General features: G+C 33.9%; 18 protein-coding genes. 6 read left to right on the plus strand and 12 right to left on the minus strand.

Translation table 11 applies throughout. The features are described from left to right. Positions 1-136: 136 nt before the first annotated feature. The gene (locus BJS11_RS05620) at positions 137-1,375 is read right to left on the minus strand and encodes an ABC transporter permease (protein WP_069995155.1); all 1,239 of its coding nucleotides are present in this window, start codon (positions 1,373-1,375) and stop codon (positions 137-139) included. Next, on the minus strand, positions 1,368-2,267 hold the full coding sequence (locus BJS11_RS05625; RefSeq protein WP_069995154.1) for an ABC transporter ATP-binding protein: 900 nt from the start codon (positions 2,265-2,267) through the stop codon (positions 1,368-1,370). The genes BJS11_RS05620 and BJS11_RS05625 overlap by 8 nt, the downstream gene beginning before the upstream one ends. Before the next feature lie 292 nt (positions 2,268-2,559). On the opposite strand from BJS11_RS05625, the gene BJS11_RS05630 reads away from it, so the two are divergent. Then, positions 2,560-4,176, plus strand: coding sequence for a ribulokinase (locus tag BJS11_RS05630; RefSeq protein WP_069995153.1), 1,617 nt, complete (start codon positions 2,560-2,562; stop codon positions 4,174-4,176). A gap of 71 nt (positions 4,177-4,247) precedes the next feature. Here the strand turns inward: BJS11_RS05630 and BJS11_RS05635 are convergent, their stop codons facing one another. Further along, positions 4,248-4,991 (minus strand): DUF805 domain-containing protein, encoded by a 744-nt coding sequence (locus tag BJS11_RS05635; RefSeq protein ID WP_069995152.1) that lies wholly within the window; start codon positions 4,989-4,991, stop codon positions 4,248-4,250. A 199-nt stretch (positions 4,992-5,190) separates the two neighbouring features. Between BJS11_RS05635 and BJS11_RS05640 the strand changes: the two genes are divergently transcribed. Continuing rightward, positions 5,191-5,802 (plus strand): DNA-3-methyladenine glycosylase, encoded by a 612-nt coding sequence (locus tag BJS11_RS05640; RefSeq protein ID WP_069995151.1) that lies wholly within the window; start codon positions 5,191-5,193, stop codon positions 5,800-5,802. 175 nt (positions 5,803-5,977) lie between these two features. On the opposite strand, the gene BJS11_RS05645 is transcribed toward BJS11_RS05640, so the two are convergent. The 5 genes from BJS11_RS05645 to BJS11_RS05665 all read right to left on the minus strand — a co-directional run bounded on the left by BJS11_RS05645 (position 5,978) and on the right by BJS11_RS05665 (position 9,904). Then, positions 5,978-6,493 (minus strand): DUF805 domain-containing protein, encoded by a 516-nt coding sequence (locus BJS11_RS05645; protein ID WP_069995150.1) that lies wholly within the window; start codon positions 6,491-6,493, stop codon positions 5,978-5,980. 311 nt (positions 6,494-6,804) lie between these two features. Then, positions 6,805-8,130 (minus strand): Na+/H+ antiporter NhaC family protein, encoded by a 1,326-nt coding sequence (locus BJS11_RS05650; RefSeq protein ID WP_069995149.1) that lies wholly within the window; start codon positions 8,128-8,130, stop codon positions 6,805-6,807. Between the two features lie 100 nt (positions 8,131-8,230). Continuing rightward, entirely contained in the window at positions 8,231-9,031 is an 801-nt protein-coding gene (locus tag BJS11_RS05655; protein ID WP_069995148.1) for a DUF4097 family beta strand repeat-containing protein, read from the minus strand. Further along, complete coding sequence (locus BJS11_RS05660) at positions 9,028-9,588, minus strand: DUF1700 domain-containing protein (RefSeq protein ID WP_069995147.1); 561 nt, start codon at positions 9,586-9,588, stop codon at positions 9,028-9,030. The genes BJS11_RS05655 and BJS11_RS05660 overlap by 4 nt, the downstream gene beginning before the upstream one ends. Next, complete coding sequence (locus BJS11_RS05665) at positions 9,581-9,904, minus strand: PadR family transcriptional regulator (protein WP_069995146.1); 324 nt, start codon at positions 9,902-9,904, stop codon at positions 9,581-9,583. The genes BJS11_RS05660 and BJS11_RS05665 overlap by 8 nt, the downstream gene beginning before the upstream one ends. Before the next feature lie 244 nt (positions 9,905-10,148). On the opposite strand from BJS11_RS05665, the gene gltS reads away from it, so the two are divergent. After that, a complete protein-coding gene (gene gltS, locus BJS11_RS05670; protein ID WP_069995145.1) occupies positions 10,149-11,357 on the plus strand; it encodes a sodium/glutamate symporter in 1,209 nt (402 codons plus the stop codon). Positions 11,358-11,453: 96 nt separating this feature from the next. Here the strand turns inward: gltS and fni are convergent, their stop codons facing one another. Both fni and corA read right to left on the minus strand, forming a co-directional pair. Continuing rightward, entirely contained in the window at positions 11,454-12,497 is a 1,044-nt protein-coding gene (gene fni / locus BJS11_RS05675; RefSeq protein WP_069995144.1) for a type 2 isopentenyl-diphosphate Delta-isomerase, read from the minus strand. 62 nt (positions 12,498-12,559) lie between these two features. Then, a complete protein-coding gene (gene corA / locus BJS11_RS05680) occupies positions 12,560-13,507 on the minus strand; it encodes a magnesium/cobalt transporter CorA (protein ID WP_069995143.1) in 948 nt (315 codons plus the stop codon). A 145-nt stretch (positions 13,508-13,652) separates the two neighbouring features. Between corA and BJS11_RS05685 the strand changes: the two genes are divergently transcribed. Both BJS11_RS05685 and BJS11_RS05690 read left to right on the plus strand, forming a co-directional pair. Further along, complete coding sequence (locus tag BJS11_RS05685) at positions 13,653-14,120, plus strand: thioesterase family protein (RefSeq protein ID WP_069995142.1); 468 nt, start codon at positions 13,653-13,655, stop codon at positions 14,118-14,120. Between the two features lie 12 nt (positions 14,121-14,132). Then, entirely contained in the window at positions 14,133-14,537 is a 405-nt protein-coding gene (locus BJS11_RS05690) for a hypothetical protein (RefSeq protein ID WP_069995141.1), read from the plus strand. 105 nt (positions 14,538-14,642) lie between these two features. Here BJS11_RS05690 and BJS11_RS05695 read toward each other — a convergent pair whose 3' ends face one another. Continuing rightward, a complete protein-coding gene (locus BJS11_RS05695; protein WP_069995140.1) occupies positions 14,643-15,545 on the minus strand; it encodes an alpha/beta hydrolase fold domain-containing protein in 903 nt (300 codons plus the stop codon). Between the two features lie 215 nt (positions 15,546-15,760). Between BJS11_RS05695 and BJS11_RS05700 the strand changes: the two genes are divergently transcribed. Next, on the plus strand, positions 15,761-16,402 hold the full coding sequence (locus BJS11_RS05700; protein ID WP_069995139.1) for a hypothetical protein: 642 nt from the start codon (positions 15,761-15,763) through the stop codon (positions 16,400-16,402). 177 nt (positions 16,403-16,579) lie between these two features. Here BJS11_RS05700 and BJS11_RS05705 read toward each other — a convergent pair whose 3' ends face one another. Beyond that, the gene (locus BJS11_RS05705) at positions 16,580-25,993 is read right to left on the minus strand and encodes an LPXTG cell wall anchor domain-containing protein (RefSeq protein WP_425337474.1); all 9,414 of its coding nucleotides are present in this window, start codon (positions 25,991-25,993) and stop codon (positions 16,580-16,582) included. Positions 25,994-25,999: the final 6 nt, after the last annotated feature.

Raw genomic sequence — 25,999 nt, forward strand, 5'->3', positions numbered from 1 at the left:
TATTTTTTTCTGATTTTATACTACAAAATGCTAAAATTATGAATTTTTACTCTTACTTCATTTTCTATATTTTTAAATTTTTTAATTAAACAAGCTGCCCTTCTCATAATTGAGGGCAGCTTTATATATAAAACCATTAATTTTTATTAAATATGCGCTTCATAGAATGCTTAAATCCTTTATCGAAACTAAGAATCGTATTTTTATAACTACGAACAGCAATCCACAATAAGATGATAATCATGATAATTGATAAAATGATACTAACCACAATTTCCCATACAGCCACTTCTGGTGAAGACGAACGTACAAACATCACAAATGGTGATAGTAATGGAATAAAACTTGTTACCTTCGTCAATAATGTATTTGGGTTCATCACGCTGAATAGTGAAACATAGAATGCAATCATGCTGACTAAAGTCATTGGCATCAATGCTTGGTTTATATCTTCAATACGTGCCGTTATCGCTCCTAAAATCGCTGCCAATATTACATATGACAAAATGCCTATGACAAGAGAAATGATTCCGACAACTGAAATTTGCATCGTCAGCTCATTCGGCTCAATTTTGAATCCTTTCAACATGTCACCGATGTCGAATACTAAGAAACATAATGCACCAAAGACTACAAATACGACCAACTGTGTAATAGCCACAGCAATCACGCCCGTAATCTTAGCCAAAATATGTGTCACTGGAGAAACACTTGTGATTATCATTTCTATCACACGTGACGTTTTCTCTGTAGCAATTTCCATTGCAACTTGGCTGGCATAATTAAATACGATAAAGAATATTAACATTAATCCTGCATAAACCATTAACGTATTAAAGCCTTTTTGTGCTTCATTCAAGTTTGAATTATTTGCTTTATCTGCAACAATCTCTGAAGTAACATCACTTTCTGCCTCCAATTGCTTTAATTCATCCTGTGACAATTTCAAATTCGACGCCACCAACTGCGTTTGAATCGTAGATAAAGTAACTTTTAACTTTTGCTTCTCTTGCTCTGATACTGAATCTTTACTAACAATCTTACCTGTAAGTTTATGATCACCTTTCATATGAATAATGTAGGCTTTGTCTAACTTTTCGTTTTTTACTTGCGCTTTTGCTTGTTTTTCAGATACTTTTTTAAATTTAGCACCATCGTCTATTTGCTTACCTTGCGCAGTTAATGCTTTATAAATCTGTGTATTTGATGATACAACACCAATCTTATCTGGACCGTCATCAAATAAATCAATAATCTTATTGACATTAGACGCAGCTAGCATCAATAGTATGACAAGACCAGTGAATATCATAAATGATTTTGTTCTGACTTTATTTCTATAAGTGAGTGAAAACGTAGCCCAAAACTTATCCATGTATATCACCTACCTTATCTATAAATATCTCGTTGAGTGTGGGTTCTACCACTTGGAATCGTTTCACGAAACCATACTTTGTTACAATGTCATATATTTTTTCAGCGACATATTCTGACTCAATCATTGCCTTAATTTCACGTTTATTCCTATCTACTTTTAGTACGCCTGGAACTTGCTCTATTTCAGGCATTTCATGATGTGTCTCAATAACCACGCTCTTATTACCATGGTTTGCTTTCACATCATCAATTGCTCCTGAAACAACCAGTTCGCCTTTATTCAAAATACAAACATTATCACAAAGTTCTTCCACATGTTCCATTCTATGTGAACTATATATAATTGTTGTACCTGCATCATTTAAATCTTGGACTGCAGACTTTAATAATTCGACATTAACCGGATCTAATCCACTAAAAGGTTCGTCCAAAATTAATAATTCTGGCTTATGTAACATACTTGCAAGTAACTGAATTTTTTGTTGATTTCCTTTTGAAAGTGCTTCGATTTTCTTCTCTTTATTTTCCTTAATATCAAAACGTTCTAGCCAGTAATCAATCTCTTTCGTTATTGCTTTAGATTTCATGCCTTTTAATGTAGCTAAATAACGTAATTCATCTTCCACTTTCATCTTTGGATGTAATCCACGCTCTTCGGGCAAATAGCCAATGCGATTATATATCGCACGATCAACTTTTATTCCATTATATGTAATATGTCCTTCGGTAATCGGTGTCAATCCTAAAATCATTCTGAACGTTGTGGTTTTTCCAGCCCCATTTCTGCCCAAAAAGCCTAACATCTTGCCCTTTTCTAATGTTAACGAAATATCATTTACCGCAGTAAAGTTTTTATACTTCTTTGTAACATGCTCTATGTTTAATGACATACTGCCTCAACACCTCTCTCTTATAAATGTTCTATCTTGATAATACCATTTGTGAAATCAAAGATACATTTTAAATTACGTGTTATTTACCATTTAAATTAAGATTCATGAAATAGCAATCAATGCTTTAATATTAAATATTCCGTACGGTTGTTGTCCATAATTTTAAATGATGTCAACAATCTTACTTTTTTGCAAAAGGCTAAACTTTACATCGCTATATGTAAGCACTATCATTAGATTAAATAAGGTATCGGCTTATTTCAAAAAATATATTAGGGGGCAATGTAACATGACTTATAGCATCGGCATCGATTATGGTACCGCTTCAGGTCGCGTATTTTTAGTAGATACCACTAATGGAGAAATTATTTCAACTTATATAAAAACATATCCACATGGTACGATTTCAGGTTCATTAAATGGTACAGAATTACCACATAATTATTTTTTACAACATGCAGAGGACTATACCTCAATTCTTGAAGATGGCATTACACATGTATTAGAGGAAAGCAATGTGCCTCTATCATCAGTAATCGGTATTGGTTTGGATTTTACAAGTTGTACAATTGTGTTTTTAGATGAAGATTTCAAACCCTTACATTTGCATTCGGACTTAAAAGACAATCCCCATGCCTATGTAAAATTATGGAAACATCATGGTGCACAAGATGAAGCCACTTACATGAAAGAAATCAGTGATAAAGTAAATCCTTCATGGCTAGACTTTTATGGACATAGTGTCAATAGTGAATGGATGATTCCTAAAATTTTAGAAGTAAAACACAAAGCACCAGAAATATTAGATCAGTGTGCTTACATCATGGAAGCAGGAGATTACCTTGTGAGCCTACTTACTGACAAAAATATCCGCTCTAATTGTGGCATCGGTTTTAAAGGGTTTTATAATGAAAATGATGGTTTCAATTATTCATTTTTTAAAGCAGTAGATCCAGAATTACCTGAAATTATAAAATCCAAATGCGAAGCCCCAGTTGTTAATATCGGTGAGAGCGCTGGAACACTTTGCCCTTATTACCAAAACTTATGGGGACTATCTGCTGACGTACAAATATCACCATACATAATTGATGCACATTCTGGTGTATTAGGTGTAGGTGCAATAGAACAAGGTGAATTCACACCCGTTATAGGGACAAGTACTTGTCATTTGATGCTTGATGCCAAACAAGCACCTATACCTGCCATTACTGGTTCTGTAAAGGATGCCATCATCCCTGGTCTCTACGCTTATGAAGCTGGGCAAGCAGCTGTTGGAGATTTATTTAATTATTCTGCAAGTCTTGCACCCAAAGACATCGTTGATGAGGCAGAACAGCAAGGTATAACCGTTCTAGAACATTTAGAAGCACTTGCCAAAGAAATTCCTATTGAAAAACAACATGTGACTGTATTAGATTGGCATAATGGTAATCGTAGCATCTTAAGTGACAGTCATCTCACTGGTAGTATCTTTGGTCTAACCCTACAGACACCTTTCTCTATGATACACCGTGCTTATATAGAAGCTACAGCATTTGGTACAAAGATGATTATGCAACAATTTGAAAATAATGATATTCCTGTACAAACTGTATATGCAGCTGGTGGAATCCCTATAAAAAGTGAGTTGCTCGTCGATATTTATGCAAATGTATTGAATAAAGAAGTCGTTGTCATTGATTCAAGTAATGCGACGGCACTCGGGGCAGCGATGTTGGGTGCAAATGTTGGCGGTGCATATGCCACATTAAAAGATACTGTAGAACACATGAAGCAGCCTGTTTATTATCGTAAACAACCAGATCCTGACAAAGTGAAGCAATATGAAGTGTTGTTCCAAAGATATAAAGCTCTGCACGATTTATTAGGGAGAGAACACCCTGAGTTGTCCTATCTTGTTTAAATCATAAAAAAAGACCAGCAACACCCCTGACATTATGGGGTAGATTGCTGGTCTTTATATTTCACGACAAATTAATATTTATGGTCGTTGTTATGATTTGATGAAGGTTTTGTTTCATCCTGATGTTCACCAAAAGGATAGTTATTGCGATTGACTTGTTTCAAATCGCTATTTTCTTCGTTCAAATTACTATTGTGTTGCGCATTGTTAGTCGTTTGATTTGTTGATTGATTTTGATTATAAGCTTTAGTGTCCTTATCAGATGCAGGAATATGATTGCCATATTTATGGCTTGGACCATATTTATTAGTCTTTCTTTCACTATCAAGACATGCAATCACAATCATAAAGATACTAAAACCAAAATAAATTAGACTAATTAAAATCATTAGTACCATGTTAATTGGATTTGTTAGTTGCTCATCACGAATATTGATTACAATTGTAATTGGATATGTAACAACAAATACCCCTAAAAAGATTAATGGTATTAACATCGTTCTGCCCGTATCGTGGAAACGTCTAATCATAATTGCCCAGTTCGGTACAAGTGTTGCCAAGCTGTAAATTGCTGAGTAACCGATACCTAAGAACATTAAAATAACGCCAAATGCCAACATACCATCAGAATTTGACGCAGCTCCTGATGCTAAAAAGATAAAAGCGAAGAAATACAATGCAAATGCAGGTGCCATAAAGATTAAATGCCATAGCACCATGTACCAATATTCACTTCTACGAGAACGCCCTTTGAAATTAACATAGTTTTTCCAAAACATCTTTAATGCTTCTTTGAAACCAACTTTCCTCTCCATATTATCCCTCGTTTCATAATTGTTTGTTTTAGATTAGAATTATTTTATACTAAGTATAACTACTTTGTATGTAAATTCCCTACTAATCTTATAATAAATAGTGTACCAAATATTCATAGTACTGGTAACACAATTTTACAAATATTTTAAAAACATTTAAAAAAATTTAGTTTTACAATCTTCAATTGGAGGATGCATTATGGATTTTTTACAACGTGATACAATCACAATAGCGAAAGATTTATTGGGCGTACGTGTCATCTATCAAGATGAGTTACAAACTTTCACAGGATATATCGTAGAAACAGAAGCTTATATCGGAAAAGATGATCAAGCTGCTCATGGTTATAAAGGTAAACGAACTCCTAAAGTAGAGTCTTTATATAAGCGTGGTGGTACAATTTATGCACATGTCATGCACACTCATTTATTAATAAATTTTGTTACGCAACAGGAAGGACAACCTGAAGGCGTCCTTATAAGGGCAGTTGAACCTGAAGAAGGTATTGAATCAATGCAATTAAATCGTGGTAAATCAGGTATTTCACTTACAAATGGTCCTGGTAAGTGGACAAAAGCCTTTAATATTCCTAGACATTTAGACGGTTCAAGAGTGAATGAAGGTCGTCTTAAAATAGATACGAAACATCGTAAATATCCAAAATCAATAGAAGCCAGTAGCCGTATTGGCATACCAAACAAAGGAGAATGGACATATAAACCCTTACGCTTTACCGTCAAAGGCAACCCATACGTATCACGAATGCGTAAATCAGATATGTTATCACCAGATGCAACTTGGCGTATATAATAATACAAAGGCAATTGGGACTGTAACATAAATCAAATTTTTAATTGAAATTTCGTAGTCCTATCACGACAAAGATGACTATGATTGAAAGTAACTTAATATAATCGCATTTCAGTCATATACTGTCTAATTGAAAAAACTGAGACATCTATTTTTGTCTCAGTCTTATTTGTCGCTATTTTTCTTGTATCTTTCGTTCGCTACGTAGACAACAAATCACCAAATTATAGATTCCTAATGTTATCATGAAAAAATTATTTATCTTTGTCAAAAGAGTAATCGCATTTGCTGATAGACTTATTCCTCTAAAAACCATGATATAAATGAAAATCATCATGATTACATAAATACCAAAACTAATAATTGGGACTAACTTTGTTCTTCCTGTATCATGATATCGCCTAATTAAAATAGACAAAGTGGGTATAAATGTAGCTAAGCTGTATAACATTAAATAAGACAATGTTAAAATAATCGCGATTAAGCTTGTAATTGTACCTGATATTGCAGTAACTAAAGTATAATCAAAAAATTCAATTAGTTGGTTTATTAAAATAGTTGCTGGAGCTATGAAGATAACATGCCATATCATCATAAACCAAAATTCTCGTCTGCTAGCACGTCCAGTAAAGTTAAAATAGTTCTTCCAAAACAGTCTAAATGCTTCTATGAAACCAACCTTGCTCTTCATATTAACCCTCACTTTAAATTTGTTTCTTAATTACAAGCTCTTATTGCCATTTTGTATGTACCTCACATATGTATTCTTTATTAAATAGTGTACCAAATATTTATATACTTGATAATACAATTTAAATTTGTTTTTAAAATTGGTGATTCAAATCTAACGTAATAGTTTCGTGTTGATACGTAAATATATAATTGAATCATACAATTTATAAGGTACCAAAAAAGACATGCACTCTATTCACAAAAAAATGATAGGAGACACATGCCTTTATTTGTTTCACCAGAATTTGATTTCAACTCTGAGAACGTTTGTTATCTTGTTGATTTATCTTTGTCTAATAAGCCAAATTGTATTGTGATAATCGTACAAATCACAAATATCACTGGATAAAATGAATATTTTAAAACTTCTAGATACGATACATCGCCATATTTTTCTACCATAAGCATACCGCTATCATGCGGCAATACCATCAAGGCACAACAAGCAAAAATATCAAGTAAACTCGCCATGCGTTTTGGTGGCACTTTATATTCATCACCGATTTCTTTAGCAATTGGCGCCGATATAATAATTGCGAGTGTGTTATGTGATAATGCAGCTGCTAAAACACCTGACATTAAACTGATAACATATTCTGCACTTTTACGCCCTTTGGCCTTTGCTTTCATAGTTTTGATAATCCAATCAATACCACCATAATAACGAATGAGCGCTACTAAACCTGAAACCAAGAATGCCACTAAGAAGATGGTAAACATACTTTCCATACCATCACCTATTGCTTTTGTAAATTGGAATACGCCCATTTGACCTTGTACTATTCCCAAGACGCCTGCCATTATGATTCCAATAATTAACACAAGGATGACATCTAGTCCAGCAATCGCTGCAACTAATACAAACAAATACGGTAGAATATTAATAAAGTTAAAGCTTAGATCTCCTTCAACTTTCCCTGTACCACCTACAATTGCATAGAAAATAGCTGTAATAATCGCTGCTGGTATAGCAATTAAGACATTCATTTTAAACTTATCTCGCATTTTTGCACCAACGCCATTAGTAGCTGCAATCGTTGTATCTGAAATAATCGACAAGTTATCTCCAAAATACGCGCCTGCGATAACGGCTGCACCAGCTGCGGCAACGCTTAGATCAGCTGCCTGCGCTACTGCAACACCCACTGGTATAAAGGCTGCCTGTGCACCAGTAGAAGTTCCCAGCGTTAACGCTGCAAATCCACTCATTAAAAATATACCTGGAATGAGCAAGCTTGGTGGAATAACAGATAATCCCATGTTGACCATTGCTGTTTTTCCACCCATTTCAGATGTTACAGTTGAAAATGCACCCGCTAATAATAGAATCAATCCTAAATTCACAATGCCTGAATTACCCGCATGTTCCGTGAAAATTTGAACTTTTTTTGTAAACGCTGTTTTTCTATCATAGCAAGTCCATGCTATGACAATACCGATTAGAATTGCAACATGTCGTGGTAGTTGATCGAAAGCATCTGCTTTGCCCATAATCGTAAATGTAATGCCCACGCCAATGTACAATATTAAAAATATAAGTAGTGGTAACAATGCTAAAGCACCATATTGTTTTTCACTACGTAGTGATTGTTCCATAAATTTTCTCCTTATTTCTTAGGATTTCCATATGTTATATATAGTAAATCAAAAAAAGGATAATGTCATTGAATTGACACTATCCTTTCAACAAGTACTATTATTTTATCGTTGCATCGCCGGTATCTGTTTCAATTGTAATATGATTGTCTCCATGACCGACTTTTTTGCCTTTGAAACGTTTATGTTCTATATCTAACTCTCCGCTATCACCAATAAAATCAATCTGACTATTTTTAGGTTCCGACTGACCATACTCTAATTCTACATCTCCAGTATCTGTGCGAACCTGTATGGGTTTGTCAGCCGGCACTTGTTTTATATACACATCTCCGGTATCCGTTTTAAATTCGCCGCGATTAAACATTGTATGTTTCAAATCAATTGCTGCTGTATCACCTGTAGCGATTATATTATTAAATTTAGAATGATTTAATTTTAAATTTCCAATATCTGAAAATAGTTGTGCCTCGTCCGCTTCGATATGCTGAATATTGATATGTCCATTATCTGAACTTACATCTAAATTTTTCAACTTTTTAGGAACTGTGACAACCACATCATTATATCTTAAATTTAAAAATGAAATATTAATATTTGACGTTCCTTTATAATCGTTTAATATCAGTTTGTTTCCTTTTATCTTTGCATCAATTTTTATTTTATCATTTGACCCTTTTGATGTGACTTTAAATTTATCTCCTTTTTTTATGGTCAAATTACTATTTTTAAATTTTATATCTGCAGATTTTATTTTTGAATCATTATATATTTCATTAAAATTTGTTGTTATTTGATTTGCTTTTTTATATTCTTCTTTAAATTTCTGAACAGCACCTATGCCACAAACGACTGTAATAATAAAGCTAATAATAAATATGATTATTAATGCTTTCTTCATTTGCCTACACTCCCTTTCATTACTTGAATATTCCATTTTAAATATTTAACGCATAATATATAAAATACTTTAGTAATTAGGTAGGTGATTACAAATAACATTAGTCCAATTCCAAACATAGTACCTGTTACAAAAATATCTAACATAAGTACTTCTTGAAAACCTTCGACCATGCCTTTAAAAATCAAAGCTAATGGCGAAAGTACAAATGATACGGTCGTAAGTATGAGCGTAAATACAATACTTAAAATAATAATAAATGGGATTAAAATGACGAAAAAGTTTAAAATGCTAAGGCCCATTACCGCTAAAATAGCTTGACTTACATCGCCAACCTGATTACTTTGTTCAGCTCTTTCGATTGCCGCACTTGCATTTAATTCCCTTGCTAACTGTTTTGGGTTACCTAACTCTTCTGCAATTTGTTCTTCTGATTTACCTTCTTGTAGTCCACTATAAAAGTGCGTATCATACTCATTAATTATATCTTGACGCTCATTATCGTTTACATGTTTCAAATGTTTATGTAATTGCTTTAAATAATCATTTCTACGCATTAGAGTCACTCTCCTTAATAAATTGGTCTACCGCATGAGAAAATGCACGCCATTCTTCTAATAATAGTTGTAACCGTTCTTTACCTTGATCTGTAATTTGATAATATTTTCTTGCTGGACCTTCCGTTGAGGGTTGATAATATGTCGTTAATTCACCACTTTTTACTAATCTTCTAAGTAACGGATAAACTGTACCTTCTGCTATGGTCATATATCGAGAAATATTTTGAACGAGTGAGTATCCATACTGGTCATCACGCTTAATAATTAATAATACGATGAGTTCAAGCGCGCCTTTTTTAAATTGACTGTTCATTCAAGTCCTCCTTTGCTAAAAATTCAGTACTGTACATTATATAGTAGTGCTTTCAAAAAGAATATATCACATACTACTATACATTGCAAGGTACTGATTAATGATTAGTTATATTTAAATTTTACTTTGGAAAATAGGCGACACTATCATTCTCATTTTATAATCTGTATAATAAAAGTATGGGTTTTGTAAGCGTTTGCTACAATTACAGTTATTTTTAAATCTAAATTAAGGAGGATTCCAGATGTTAACGTTAGATGCAATAACGACCTTAGCGCTAGCTAGTATTTTATACTTGCTTGGTGTCTATATTGTCAATCATATCAATGTTCTGAAACGTTTATGTATACCTGCACCAGTTATTGGTGGGTTACTATTTGCAATACTTGTCGCCATTTTACAGTCTTTAAATATATTAACTATTAAATTAGATTCTGAATTTATCCAAAATTTCTTTATGCTCGCTTTCTTTACAACAATTGGACTTGGTGCTTCACTCAAATTACTTAAACTGGGTGGAAAAGTACTCATCATATACTTTATCTTTTGTGGTGTCATGGCATTTTGTCAAAATGTCATCGGTGTCTCTTTGGCAAAAGTATTAAATATTTCACCTTTACTCGGTTTAACTGCGGGTTCAATGTCAATGGAAGGTGGTCATGGTAATGCTGCTGCATATGGTCAAACAATTAAAGACCTGGGCATAGATTCTGCTGTTACGGCTGCACTAGCTGCTGCAACATTGGGATTAGTCGCTGGTGGTTTAATCGGTGGACCAGTAGTAAAGTATTTAATCAATAAATATCAACTACAACCCGAGCAAGCTGAAGCAATGACTAAAGATTATGGAAAAAGCGAAAGTAATACATATCTAAATAAGCGTATGGCGCCAACTACCGTGTTCTTATTACAATTTTCAATAGTTGCCATTTGTATGGCTATCGGATCTTACATAGGTAATACGTTTACCGATATCACAAACATTAACATCCCAATATATGTAGGTGCGATGTTCGTAGCGGTAATTATCAGAAACGTCTCTGAATATAGCAATTTGCAACTGATTGATATGAAGATTGTAGATCGAATCAGTGACATTTCACTTAGCCTGTTCCTTTCGATTGCATTAATGAGTATCCAACTAACTGAAATTTATCAGTTGGCCATACCATTAATTATTATTGTTCTCGTACAAGTCATTTTCATCGTTCTATTCTCGGTATTTATTCTATTCCGTGGTTTAGGTAAAAACTATGATGCTGCCGTTATGGTTGGTGGTTTTATTGGTCATGGACTTGGTGCTACACCTAATGCGATGGCAAATTTAGATGTTATTACTAAAAAATATGGAGCTTCACCGAAAGCATACCTAGTCGTGCCAATCGTTGGCGCATTTCTAATCGACTTACTCGGTGTACCCATCGTCACAATATTTATTAACGTTTTCAAATAAATCTTGTTTAAGTCATATGAAACAATAAAATGGAGGAGAAGACATCTGATATGTCTTCCCCTCCATTTATTTTATTATTATATAGCACTAGAAATATTAGTGAATATCTAAGTTTCTTTGTTCTATCCAAGATTGTAATTTTGGACTTAAAACCATTTGCGTTTGTTTTAAATCTTTTATAGTTCTAGCATCTAACATTGTCATAATTTTCTTCATATGCTCAATAAACTGCTCTGTATAATTCAATGTTTCCGTGATGCCGTTATGTTCTACTTGATTTAAGAATGGACGTGACATACCAACTGCACTTGCACCTAATGCTAAACATTTCACTGCGTCTAATGGTGTTCTTACTCCACCACTTGCTAAAATATTCATATCTTGTTGATATGCAGTACTTTCCAATAGTGATTCAACTGTAGTTTGTCCCCATTGTCCTAAATAATCCATATCTTTGTAGGTACGTCTTTCATTTTCAATATCAACAAAATTTGTACCACCTCTACCACTTACATCAACATATGAAATACCAATTTCATTTAAGTTTTTAATCGTTTCTTTACTCATGCCAAAACCAACTTCTTTTACAATGACTGGAACATCTACACGCTTAACAATTTGAGCAAGATTATCCATCCATGTTGAAAATGTTCTATTTCCTTCTGGCATAACAAGTTCCTGAGGTGCATTCACATGTACTTGTAGCGCTTGTGCATCTAGCAATCTTACTGATTCAATAGCTTTATCAACAGGTACATCTGCCCCTACATTACTAAAGATAATACCATTAGGATTTGTGTCTCTAACTACTGTAAATGACGATGCCATTTTACTGTTTCGCAATGCTGCGTGTGTTGAACCAACAGCCATTGCCATACCAGTTTCACGTGCAATTACTGCCAATTTTTCGTTTATTTGTTTCGTCCATTCACTTCCACCTGTCATTGCATTAATATACAAAGGCTGATTTAATGTAAAATCTTTTAAATGACTTGTTAAATCTACATCATCTACATCAATGTTAGGGATTGAATGGTGAACAAACCTTATGCCATCAAAATCAGAAACGGTAGCATCCTGCTGTGCCATTGCAATTTCAACATGTTCATTTTTTCTTTGTTCTCTTTTGTTATCGCTCATCTTCGGCTCCTACTTTCAATCATTGTTATAAATTATCGTAATTCTATTTATCTCTTACTTTTCTAAAACCATTTTTCCTTTTTAAAATAATATATGCAACCTACACTAATCATTAACATCAATGATAAGACAATATAATAACCATAATGCCATTTCAATTCAGGCATATTTGTAAAATTCATACCATATATACCCGTTATTAAAGTGAGTGGCAAAAATATGACTGACACTAATGTTAATACTTGCATGACATTGTTCATTTTAAATGACGTATAGGAAGCATAATTATCTCTAATTTCATTTGTCATTTCTTGTGACATTTTCAGGATATTCTGTTGTTTAATAATATGATCCTCTATATGTTGAATATACATATAATTTTTTGCATCTACAAGTAATAGCTTACTTTCTTTGATATCATCAATCAATTCATGCATTGGATAAATGACTCGCTTCGTTTTTATTATATTGGAACGTATTTTGAATACCTCTTCCATAATTCGTTTTGTTGATTGTTCACTTAATTGAAAATCTTCAAATTCAAATACTTTATCTTCAATTTCATTTATAAGATAAAAATAATTATCTACTATTTGATCTAAAATAAATAAAGCTACATCTGAGGTATCTAAATCTTTATTAAATTGATTTACAATTTTTTGTTCAATTTCTTTTAAACTCTCAAAAGGTTTATGATGATATGTAATGAGCGTATTGTCTTTGATAAATAAATTTAGTGCTTTATCTCCATTCATATGGGTATCTATACTATGAAAGACTAAATATTGATAGGATTCATATGCCTTGTATTTCGCTCTTGGTGTACCATTCACTGTATCATCGATTTCTAGTTTATTAAAATTAAAATGTGATTCTAGAATTGCATTTTCTGCTTGCGTTGGTTCATCAAAATCACACCATATAAACGTGGCTGATTGAGGTATTTCACTAAAATGTGAAACTTGTGTTAGTGATTGCTCGGTAGTTTGATATTTAATTGTTAAACTCACGGCTTACCTCCTCAAATCATTTCTTTTATTTTACCATGAATTGACTTGTATGTAAGGTTAAGTCTTATTTGATTCAAACAGGAAACAAATATTGTATAAACATGTTAAAATTTAATCATTATACTTAACTTTAGGAGTTGGATCTATGAACGCGACATTCACTGTGAAACAACAAGTCACGAATGACATGATTGACCATAATAACCATGTACATGACGCACACTATAATATTGTATTTAGCGATGCAATCAATCAATTTAATTATGAACATGGATTATCATTAGACGAACGTGAAGCATTAGATTATACCCTCTTTACAGTTGAAGAACACACTGCATATTTAGCTCAATTAGTCGCAGAGGAACATTATCAAATTACCATTCATCTATACGATTATAATGAAAAAAGTGTTCATTTCTTTTCAATTTTAACCAAGGAAGATGGAACGACAGCTGCTACTAATGAAGCATTAATGTTGGGTATTGACCGTAAAACGCAAAAAACAGCCCCTTTTCCAGAACAATATGCATCGCAAATCATCGCTTATTACGATAATCAACAACTGATTGAATGGCCAAAGCAATTAGGACACCGCATCAGTATTTCAAGATAAGGAGAGATAAAAATGTCAACAGATACTCATACAGCAGTTGAAAGCCAATTGTACGATTTATTCGACAACACTAAATATGAACTGAGCGAACTAAATCAAAATAAGTCACTCGTACTAAATGGACCAGATAACAAGTTAATTAAACGTGGTCTTGATATTAGTTATTTACAGGGGCAGAAAAAAGCTATCGATGCTATTGATACCATATTAAAAAATAATCATGATGACACTTCATTTATTACTAACTTCAACACCTATACATTAACTACCTTAGACAGTTATAACCATTCATTTACAAATTTTAAAAATATAGACTATCCGCCTGCAGATTACGACGTTATTTTGGCACACCATTATACATTAATGGGTCAAAAATCAGTTATAGATGCAGTAAATAGTACAATTACACAATCATAAGTATTAATTCTTTGCAGTTCCACAACCCTTCATTTTAAACATTTGAATAAATACAAAAAGTAGGCTAGGAAATTGAGGACCTAGCCTATAAATGCATGGCTTATTTTAATCATGATTTAAGGTTTCTACGATTTGTTTAACTACTTTATGTGACTCACGTATAGGTAATAGTGGAAAGGCATGTATCATACGTTTATATTCATAGAAATGAATTTCTTGATCACGATCTCTTAACATTTCCGTAAAACGTTGCATATCTGGCAAATAGATTTCATAAGCACCACCATACATATATATCGGCGGTAATCCTTCTAAGTTTCCATATATAGGTGAAACACGTTTATCATCTAGTGGCAAATGTTGTGACCACACATCTAATATTCTTTGAACGCCTTGTTTATCAACAATTACATCTTTTTTATCTAGTGCTTCAGTGATACCATCATTATCTAATTGTGCGTCAAGCATAGGTGATATTAAGTATAATTTGTTAGGTAAAGCTTCGTTATTATCACGCAATTGTTGAATCATACTAAGTGCTAATGCTCCACCCGTTCCGTCTCCCATAACCACAATATCTTCACATTTAACTTCTGTTAGTAGTTGATTGTATACATCAAAAATGGCCGTAAATGTATCATCAATATTGTAATTAGGTGCTTTTGGATAAATTGGCATTACAATTTCATTTAAAGTGCTTAACGCGAGTTTATCCATAAATCTCCAATGAAATACAGATGGTTGCAGTGTATTATAACCACCAGGTATATAAAGTATTTTCTTTTCATGACTGTGTCTAAAACGGAATCTAAAAACCTGCATGTCACCTAACATTTGTTTATCTAAATCAGATTTTACATTTAACGTTTCTGGTTGCTTATGTTTCTTTTCATTGAGTGTTTTTCGTTTAGTTAAGAATTTATCAAATGCTTGTTCAGAATTAAAAATGATAGAACGATGCGGTAATAAATACTTATTAATAAACTTGCTAGTTAATCTTGATTTCATACAAATTCAATCCAATCTGTGTTTAATCTTTAATTTATTTAAATTAATTTTATGGTAAAATTAATTCAATGCATCAAAATATAGTTATAATATCGAGTATGCGATTTAATGTTTATTATTCTAATAACTAAAATGTAACAGTTATTGAACATTATAACAAAATAAAAGTCATAAAATTATTTTAGTTTGTTTTAAATAAAAGAAAGGAGCATTATATGACCGAAAATAATAATCAATTCAAAAATTTTGAGCATAGTTTTACTAATGAATCTATGCATCGTGGCAAACGTTTTAGTAAGAAGAAAAAGTCATGGGTCAGTATGGTTATACAAATCATCGTTCTTATACTGGTCGCAATTTCAGGTTATAGTATGTATAAAGAGCCTTTGTTTAATTTAGTATTTCTTAAAACGCCAATTAACTTCCATCAACTTACAAACTTCCAAAGCACGATGAATGATGTTGCAAATTTAAACCTCAATATTAACAATATCAATGATTTACAAACAAGTATTGATCGTTTGATTTTAGTTTTTTATGTTTTTTTCATTGCCTGTATTTTAAGTTTAATATTGACGATTTTAACACTTGTATTCAATAGAACTGCATTAAAAATCGTTAATGTACTTGTTATTGCAATTATGTTTATTATTACTTTTGGTTTTTCTTACCTTATCAAAAATATCGCATCACGCATTGCTGAATCAATGAGTCAAAATTATCTTACTGTTAAACCGACTCAAGTATTAACAGAAGCTGATGCTATCCATAATTCCATTACACTTTTAGGTTGTAGCATTGCTTTGTTAATCATTAGTTTATTTTTTAGAAACCGTAAATCTTATCAAAAAATATAATATCATTTTAATATCAAAATAAGCGTACATTTAGTAGTAATTTCTAAATGTACGCTTATTTTTTAACTTTTTCCAACTGACAAGTGATTGCCTTGTTGATAATAATAGAGGCTAAAACATCAAAAATGTTTCAGCCTCTATAAACAGAATATAATTAAACTTCAGTAATTATATTAGTTATTCATTTTTCTTATCTTTACGTCTTCTTAGTAACAGTAAACCTGCTAAGAATGCAACAACAGAACCAAATATTGTTTTTGAGTTATTATCTTCAATACCTGTATCAGGTAAATGATTATTTACAACACTTGCTTCATCAACAATATCTTGAATTTTTTGTACTGTTTCTGCATTTTCAATTCGTTGATTAAATTCGCCTTGTTGTTGTTCTGATAATTTTCGCAATTGATTAATATATTGTTTCGCTTCTTCTTTTGCTTTATCAATAGAAGAATGATCAATTGTGATACCACTAGTGTTACTAGAACCATTGTCATGATTAGCAGTTCCATGCTCATTTGAGTTATCTGTTACTAGGTGACTACCGTTTGTGTTGTCTGAACCTTGATGACTGCCATTTGCGTTATCAGTTGGTTTATTACCATGGTTGTTATGTGAAGTTGAATCACCACCATGTTGATGTTCCGCTTTATTTTCATTTTCAGCTGCCTTCACAATCTCATCGATTTCTGCTTGTGTTTTCGCTTTATCGATTTGGTCTTTATATCCTGCTTTTGCTTCGTCTGATAAGTATATTAAACCATCGATTTCCTGCTTAGCAAGGGCTTTAGCTTTTTCTAATTCTGAAGCACTTGATTTTTCAATTGCTTCTTTTACTATTTCTTCTACATTTTCAATAGTTTCTGATTGATTAATACGTTCTATAAAGTTAGTACGATCACTATTTGTCAATCCAGGCAAATCGTTAATTGTTTCAAAACCTTGTTTTTTAGATTCATTAAGTGCATGCATTTCTAAATCTTTAGTTTTAGCTTCTTCAACGATTTTATCTATTTCATCAATAGATGATGCATTTTCAATTCTATCAACGAAATTATCTTTTTGTTTATCAGTGATGCTTTCTAATTTTTCAACTAGTGATTTGGCTTTTTCCTTAGCACTTGATAAATCTGAACTATCTTGTGTTTTTTTCGCTTTCATTGCTGCGTTTAATGCATCCGTTGCTGTCTTCACTTCTTCGGCTGTTGCGTTATCATCTTTACTCACTTCTTGTGATCTTGCTAATGCATCCGCTACAGCTTTATCTTCCGCATCATTGTTATCTAAATCTAAGCCTTCGGCTTCTGAAATCGCTGCGTCTAACTCAGTTTTATCTGCTTTATCACTTAATTGATTTAACGCATCTTGAATTGTTTGCGTTGCTTCATCTATTTCTGCTTGCGTATGATTGTCTGGATTGTCGATGATATTTTGAGCTGCTGTTAACGCATCTTTCAATGGCGCGTAACTATTTGGTGTATAGTCGCCTTCATTGATTGCGTTGCCTTGTGCTTGCGCTGCTTTCAAGGTATCTAATGATGCAGCTTTCTTATCTGATGCAGCTTGTGTGTCTTTCGCTTTCATTGCTGCGTTTAATGCAACTGTTGCTGTCTTCACTTCTTCGGCTGTTGCGTCATCATCTTTGCTCACTTCTTGTGCTCTTGCTAATGCATCCGCTACAGCTTTATCTTCCGCATCCGTTTCATCTAAATCTAAGCCTTCGGCTTCTTTGATCGCTGCGTCTAACTCAGTTTTATCTGCTTTATCGCTTAATTGATTCAACGCATCTTGAATTGCTGTTGTTGCTTCATCTATTTCTGCTTGCGTGTGATCTTCTGGATTATCAATGATGTTTTGTGCTGCTGTTAACGCATCTTTCAATGGCGCGTAACTATTTGGTGTATAGTCGCCTTCATTGATTGCGTTGCCTTGTGCTTGCGCTGCTTTTAATGCATCTAATGATGCAGCTTTCTTATCTGATGCATCTTGGCTTTCTTTCGCTTTCATTGCTGCGTTTAATGCATCTGTTGCCGTCTTCACTTCTTCGGCTGTTGCGTTATCATCTTTGCTCACTTCTTGTGCTCTTGCTAATGCATCCGCTACAGCTTTACCTTCCGTATCATTGTTATCTAAGTCTAAGCCTTCGGCTTCTGAAATCGCTGCGTCTAACTCAGCTTTATCCGCTCGATCGCTTAATTGATCCAACGCATCTTGAATTGCTGTTGTTGCTTCATCTATTTCTGCTTGCGTATGATTGTCTGGATTATCGATGATATTTTGAGCTGCTGTTAACGCATCTTTCAATGGTGCGTAACTATTTGGTGTATAGTCGCCTTCATTGATTGCGTTGCCTTGTGCTTGTGCTGCTTTCAAGGCATCTAATGATGCAGCTTTCTTATCTGATGCATCTTGGGTTTCTTTCGCTTTCATTGCTGTGTTTAATGCATCTGTTGCTGTCTTCACTTCTTCAGCTGTCGCATTGCCATTTTCGCTTACTTCTTTTGCTGTTGCTAATGCATCGATTACAGCTTTATCTTCCGCATCATTGTTATCCAAGTCTAAGCCTTCGGCTTCTGAAATCGCTGCGTCTAACTCAGCTTTATCCGCTCGATCGCTTAATTGATCCAACGCATCTTGAATTGCTGTTGTTGCTTCATCTATTTCTGCTTGCGTATGATTGTCTGGATTATCGATGATATTTTGAGCTGCTGTTAATGCATCTTTCAATGGCGCGTAACTATTTGGTGTATAGTCGCCTTCATTGATCGCGTTACCTTGTGCTTGTGCTGCTTTCAAGGCATCTAATGATGCAGCTTTCTTATCTGATGCATCTTGGGTTTCTTTCGCTTTCATTGCTGCGTTTAATGCATCTGTTGCTGTCTTCACTTCTTCGGCTGTCGCATTGCCATTTTCACTTACTTCTTTCGCTGTTGCTAATGCATCGATTACAGCTTTATCTTCCGCATCCGTTTCATCTAAATCTAAGCCTTCGGCTTCTTTGATCGCTGCGTCTAACTCAGTTTTATCTGCTTTATCGCTTAATTGATCCAACGCATCTTGAATTGCTGTTGTTGCTTCATCTATTTCTGCTTGCGTATGATTGTCTGGATTATCGATGATATTTTGAGCTGCTGTTAACGCATCTTTCAATGGCGCGTAACTATTTGGTGTATAGTCGCCTTCATTGATTGCGTTGCCTTGTGCTTGCGCTGCTTTTAATGCATCTAATGATGCAGCTTTCTTATCTGATGCATCTTGGGTTTCTTTCGCTTTCATTGCTGCGTTTAATGCATCTGTTGCCGTCTTCACTTCTTCGGCTGTTGCGTTATCATCTTTGCTCACTTCTTGTGCTCTTGCTAATGCATCGATTACAGCTTTATCTTCCGCATCCGTTTCATCTAAATCTAAGCCTTCGGCTTCTTTGATCGCTGCGTCTAACTCAGCTTTATCCGCTCGATCGCTTAATTGATCCAACGCATCTTGAATTGCTGTTGTTGCTTCATCTATTTCTGCTTGCGTGTGATCTTCTGGATTATCAATGATGTTTTGTGCTGCTGTTAATGCATCTTTCAATGGTGCGTAACTATTTGGTGTATAACCATCTTCATCAATCGCATTTCCTTGCGCTTGTGCTGCTTTCAAGGCATCTAATGATGCAGTTTTCTTATCTGATGCATCTTGTGTGTCTTTTGCTTTCATTGCTGCGTTTAATGCATCTGTTGCTGTCTTCACTTCTTCGGCTGTTGCGTTATCATCTTTGCTCACTTCTTGTGCTCTTGCTAATGCATCCGCTACAGCTTTATCTTCCGTATCATTGTTATCTAAGTCTAAGCCTTCGGCTTCTGAAATCGCTGCGTCTAACTCAGCTTTATCTGCTTTATCGCTTAATTGATCCAACGCATCTTGAATTGTTTGCGTTGCTTCATCTATTTCTGCTTGCGTGTGATCTTCTGGATTATCAATGATGTTTTGTGCTGCTGTTAACGCATCTTTCAATGGCGCGTAACTATTTGGTGTATAGTCGCCTTCATTGATTGCGTTGCCTTGTGCTTGCGCTGCTTTTAATGCATCTAATGATGCAGCTTTCTTATCTGATGCATCTTGGGTTTCTTTCGCTTTCATTGCTGCGTTTAATGCATCTGTTGCCGTCTTCACTTCTTCGGCTGTTGCGTTATCATCTTTGCTCACTTCTTGTGCTCTTGCTAATGCATCTGCTACAGCTTTATCTTCCGCATCATTGTTATCCAAGTCTAAGCCTTCGGCTTCTGAAATCGCTGCGTCTAACTCAGCTTTATCCGCTCGATCGCTTAATTGATCCAACGCATCTTGAATTGCTGTTGTTGCTTCATCTATTTCTACTTGCGTATGATCTTCTGGATTATCAATGATGTTTTGGGCTGCTGTTAACGCATCTTTCAATGGTGCGTAACTATTTGGTGTATATTCTCCTTCATTGATTGCGTTGCCTTGTGCTTGTGCTGCTTTCAAGGCATCTAATGATGCAGCTTTCTTATCTGATGCATCTTGGGTTTCTTTCGCTTTCATTGCTGCGTTTAATGCATCTGTTGCTGTCTTCACTTCTTCGGCTGTTGCGTTATCATCTTTGCTCACTTCTTGTGCTCTTGCTAATGCATCCGCTACAGCTTTATCTTCCGCATCATTGTTATCCAAGTCTAAGCCTTCGGCTTCTTTGATCGCTGCGTCTAACTCAGCTTTATCCGCTCGATCGCTTAATTGATTTAACGCATCTTGAATTGTTTGCGTTGCTTCATCAATTTCTGCTTGCGTATGATTGTCTGGATTGTCGATGATATTTTGAGCTGCTGTTAACGCATCTTTCAATGGTGCGTAACTATTTGGTGTATAGTCGCCTTCATTGATTGCGTTGCCTTGTGCTTGCGCTGCTTTTAATGCATCTAAACCATTAGATTTTGCCAAATCATTTGCTTCTTTAATTATTTCATCTATTTCTTCTTTTGATTGTGCATTTTCTATAGCCTCTTTAAATCCATCAATATCTTCACTAGAAAGCCCTTTGATTTCTTCTAACTCATTAATTCCATTTTCTATTGCTATATTTAAAGATGCATATTCTTTTGCTATTTCAATTGTTCCTTCTATATTTTCTGGCTGCTGTTCCGCATTTATGATATCGATAAATTCATTTTTTTCTTCGTCAGTTAAACCATCTAAACCTTTGATAATTTCTATGGCTTCTCTTTTACCTTCTTCTAAGACATTATTTTTTTCTTGCTCTTTAGCTTGATCAACTATTGCTAAAATTTCATCACTGTTTTCAGCATTTTCGACTTGATTTATAAAATCTTCACTTTGGCCATCAGTTAAATTCAATAATTCTTTAATCTCATCTTTTGCTGACGCTTTCGCTTTTTCTAATTGATATTGATCATTTAAATCATTTGCCTTATCAATAATTGGGCCAACATCACGCGATCTAGTAGCTGCATCTATTTCAGCTATAAATGCCGCTTTTTCTTCTTCACTTAGGTTTGGTAAATTATTTACAGTTTCTTTACCATTCTCTCTTACTATATTTAAAGTATTTTCGTTTGCTTTATCTTGTGCCTGTTGAACAATATCATTAACGCTTTCAACGTCTTTAGCATTCTGTATGTCATTTGTAAATTGTTCAAGTTCCTCAGGTGTTAAATTCTGCATAGCATTTACTTTATTTATTGCATTTGACTTCGCATCATCTAGCTTATGATTGTTTGAGTCTTCAGTTGCTTGGTCAACGATTTTTTGAATGGCTTCTGCATTATCCGCACCTTTGATTTGATTTACAAAATCACTCACTTCGTCAACAGATAAACCGTCTAGTCCTCTAACAATTTCTTCGGCTTTTTGACGTGCATCATTCAAATTATTTTCTTGTGCTTGAGCTTTTGCTTCATTTACAACTTCATCAATACTTGTAGCGTCCTTAGCATCGTCAACCTGTGAAATAAATGCTGCCTTTTCTTCTTCATTTAGGCCTTCAATACCATTAATTGTATTAGTTGCTTCTTCTTTCGCTTTATTCAAGTTATTTGTTGCATTTGCATTTTCTGCTTGCTTCACAATCGCAGCAACATTATCTGCAATTTGAGCTTTATCTACTTGTGATTTAAAACTATCTTTTTCTTCCGAAGTTAGACCATCTAACGCATCAATTGCTGTCTTAGCTTCATTTTTCGTGTTGGTTAAAGTATTTTCATCATTTTTAATACGTGCCTCACTAACAATACTATTAATAGAAAACGTATCATTAGCGTTATTAATACGATCTTTAAAATTTGATACTTCTTGCGGTGTAAGATTCTCAAACGTGTCTATTTTAGCATTTGCATCTTTGCGTAACTTGTCTAATTCTGCTGTTTGATTTAATGATTTTGCTTCATCTACGATGTCAGAAACTGCTGCTTCATCTGTTGCGTTATCAACACGTGTTTTCAAATCAGCCTTTTGCTCATCTGTTAATGAAGCCATTCCGTCAATAGAATTTTTAGCATTGCTTTTTACATTATTTAATAATTGAGATTGATCACCTTGACGTGCTTGTTCAACGATTTGTTGGACTGCCTCTTGTGTAGTCGCTTGATCAATTTGAGAATTATAAATATTACGTTCATCATCTGTTAAGTTTGCTAAACTTGCAATTGTATCTTTGGCATCGACTTTTGCTTTTTCTAATGCATTTTTAGCATCTTGAATTTTTGTATTATTTATTACTGTTTGAATTTGATCAGGTGTTGTTGTACCAGCAATACGATTTTTATATTCTGTTTTTTGTTGGTCCGTTAAATTAGTTAAATTGTCAATTTGTGTATTGGCATCTGCTTTTGCCTTATTTAATGAAGCTAAATCATTACGCGCATTTGCAGAATCTACAATTGGTTGTATTTGACCTACATTTGTAACATTATTTATACGATTTATGAAATCTGTCTTTTCAGCTTCCGGTAAATCTGTAAGACTATCAATTTGTTTAATTGCATCTTCTTTCGCTTTAGCAAGTGCGTTTGCTGTATCTTTTGCTTGTGCTGATGTTAATGCACTTTGCACTCCTGCTTCTGTTGTAGCACTTTGAACATTGTTTTTGTAATTAGTTTTTTCTGCATCAGACAAGTTTGTTAACGCATCTATAGATTTTATAGCTTCATTTTTCAAATTTGTTAATTGATTCTGTGTTTGTTTGGTTTGTGCTTCAACAACAATTGGTTGTATCTGGCTTATATCAGTTGCCTTGTTTATACGGTCCTTGAAAGCTGTTTTTTCTTCAGGTGTTAAATCAGTAAGGCCATCTACTGTATTATTAGCGGCAGTCTTGGCATTGCTTAGAGCATTCGCTTTGTCTTGCCGTGTCGCACTTTGAACTACACTAGGTATATTAGACTTGTCAGTCGAATTATTGACTTGATTTTTATAATTAGTTTTTTCTTGTGGTGTTAGGTTTGTTAATGCATCAATTTGTGTATTGGCCGCAGCTTTTGCCTTATTCAAACCACTTGTTTGATTACTATCTGTTGCCTGATTAACAATTGTATCAATTTCTTCTAATGTTTTCGCATCTTGAATACGTGTTTTAAATACTGCTTTGTCATTATTAGAAAGGTCAGTTAAGCCATCAATGCGACTCTTTCCAATTTCTTTCGCCGTACTTAATACAGATGCTGTAGCAGAAGTTAAAGTTGCATCCGTATTAGCATTATTTACAGTCGTTAGTAACTTCAATTTTTCATCATCAGTTGCAGTATCAAATTGTTGAATTTGGTCATTTATTGCTTTCTGTTTGTTAAGAAATGCGGACAGTTTATCGAAAGTTATGACTGCTGATTTATCGATGGCAGTTAATCCAAGGTTTACCCTTCTGTTATAACGAATTTCTACCTTATCACTTGCTTTAAAGTCTTGTGCATTCAAAATAATTTCTACATCTAATTCATTGCCTTCTGCTGTTACAGAAATAGCTTTATCTTTTTCAATATAATATGTCCCTGTAGCGCTATCATACGCCATATCTTCACCAAGATTTTTCACCGAAACAATATTCTTCTTCATCGAATCACTTAAACCGATGTCTAATCTAGTTTTTGCGTTAAAACCTAAATTCAACCCCTTAGGTGTAGACACAGGAAATCTCAGTCTAATTTGCCCATTTTTTAAATACGTCACATTTACTTGGTCTACAGTTAATGTAAAGTTTTTTGTTGATATATTATTATTATTATTTACTTGCGTTATAGAAGCTAGATCTTTATAATCTGTATTATTTTGCGGTGGTGTCACGGCTAACGTTTGAATTGCAGCTCTACTAATAAATGTGCTAGCTGATCTTAATGCTGTACGTTGACGTGTTGTTCTTTCTGAATTTGTAATGGCAGCAGGTTGATATAAATCACGTTGTTCTTGTGCTTGTTTCAAAGCCTCTGCAGTTACTGCATCCAAAATTTCTTTTGAAGAAGCTTTATTATAATCAATATCTAAATTTTCTTTTACAGCTTCAACTTGTTCTGAATCTAAGTTACTATTTAACATCGCATTTACTAACATTTCTTTTTGACCAGCATCTGCTTTGTCTATTGTTTCTTCATAATGTTTTGCAGTTGATTTCTCGTCAGATGAAGATACATCTGCTAATTCATCCACTAATTTTTTAGTGTCTGTGTCAATGTCACCATTTTTATCAACATGCTTTTCTACCGCTTTTTGTTGCTCTATATCTTGCTTTGTTTCTTTTTCTGTAGATTGTTTTGATTCTTTATCTTTTGTTTTGTCGTCTTCATTTTTTGTTTGTTTTGCTAATGTTTCATCATGTTGCTCAGCTGATTTCTTTTCATCACTGTCAGCTTCATTTTTTTCTTCTTTATTTTCAGTAGTATCTTTTATTTTATCGTTACTTGTAGTTTCTTCTTTTGCTTCTTCTGAGTTCTTGTCGTCTGTTGAAGCGTTATAAGATTTGTCTTCATTTAATTTATTTTCATCTGTTGCTTCTTCATTAGTTGTTTTCTCTTCTGTATCAGCGTCATTCTCTTGTGCTGATTCAGTATCTTGTTGTTCAGTTTTATCATCTGAATCTTGCTTCGTTTCATCGTCTGAATCTTGTTTTATTTCTTCATAAGATGATTGTTCAGTCTTTTCCTCTTGTTTCGCTTTATCTTCAGCTTCTTGTTCAGCCTGCTCATTTGCTTCCTGTTTGGCTTTCTCTTCAGCCTCTTGTCTAGCCTTATCTTCAGCAGCTTGGGCATTGATTAAAATAGGATCTATTTCAGATTCTGAATTTACTTTTTTTATATCATCAATAAATTCAAGTCTTTGATTATCACTTAAATTCATCATATTATGTAATTTTTTCTTAGCTTGCTCTTGTTTTTCTTTAAGTGCTAAAAGTGCTTGTACTTTTGAATCATCTTTTTGATTCGAACTGTCTGTTGTTGGAGTTGTTGTATTCTTTTCTTCAGTGTTCTTTTCTTCAGTATTTTTTTTCGCAGTATTACTTGCAGCTTCATTTGATGCGCCCTCAGTGTCGTCATCAACAATTCCTTGTTGCGTTGATGTAGTCCCTTCTGCTGCCTGTACTTCATTATTCACATTTTG

Source organism: Staphylococcus caeli, from assembly GCF_900097965.1.
GTDB lineage: Bacteria > Bacillota > Bacilli > Staphylococcales > Staphylococcaceae > Staphylococcus > Staphylococcus caeli.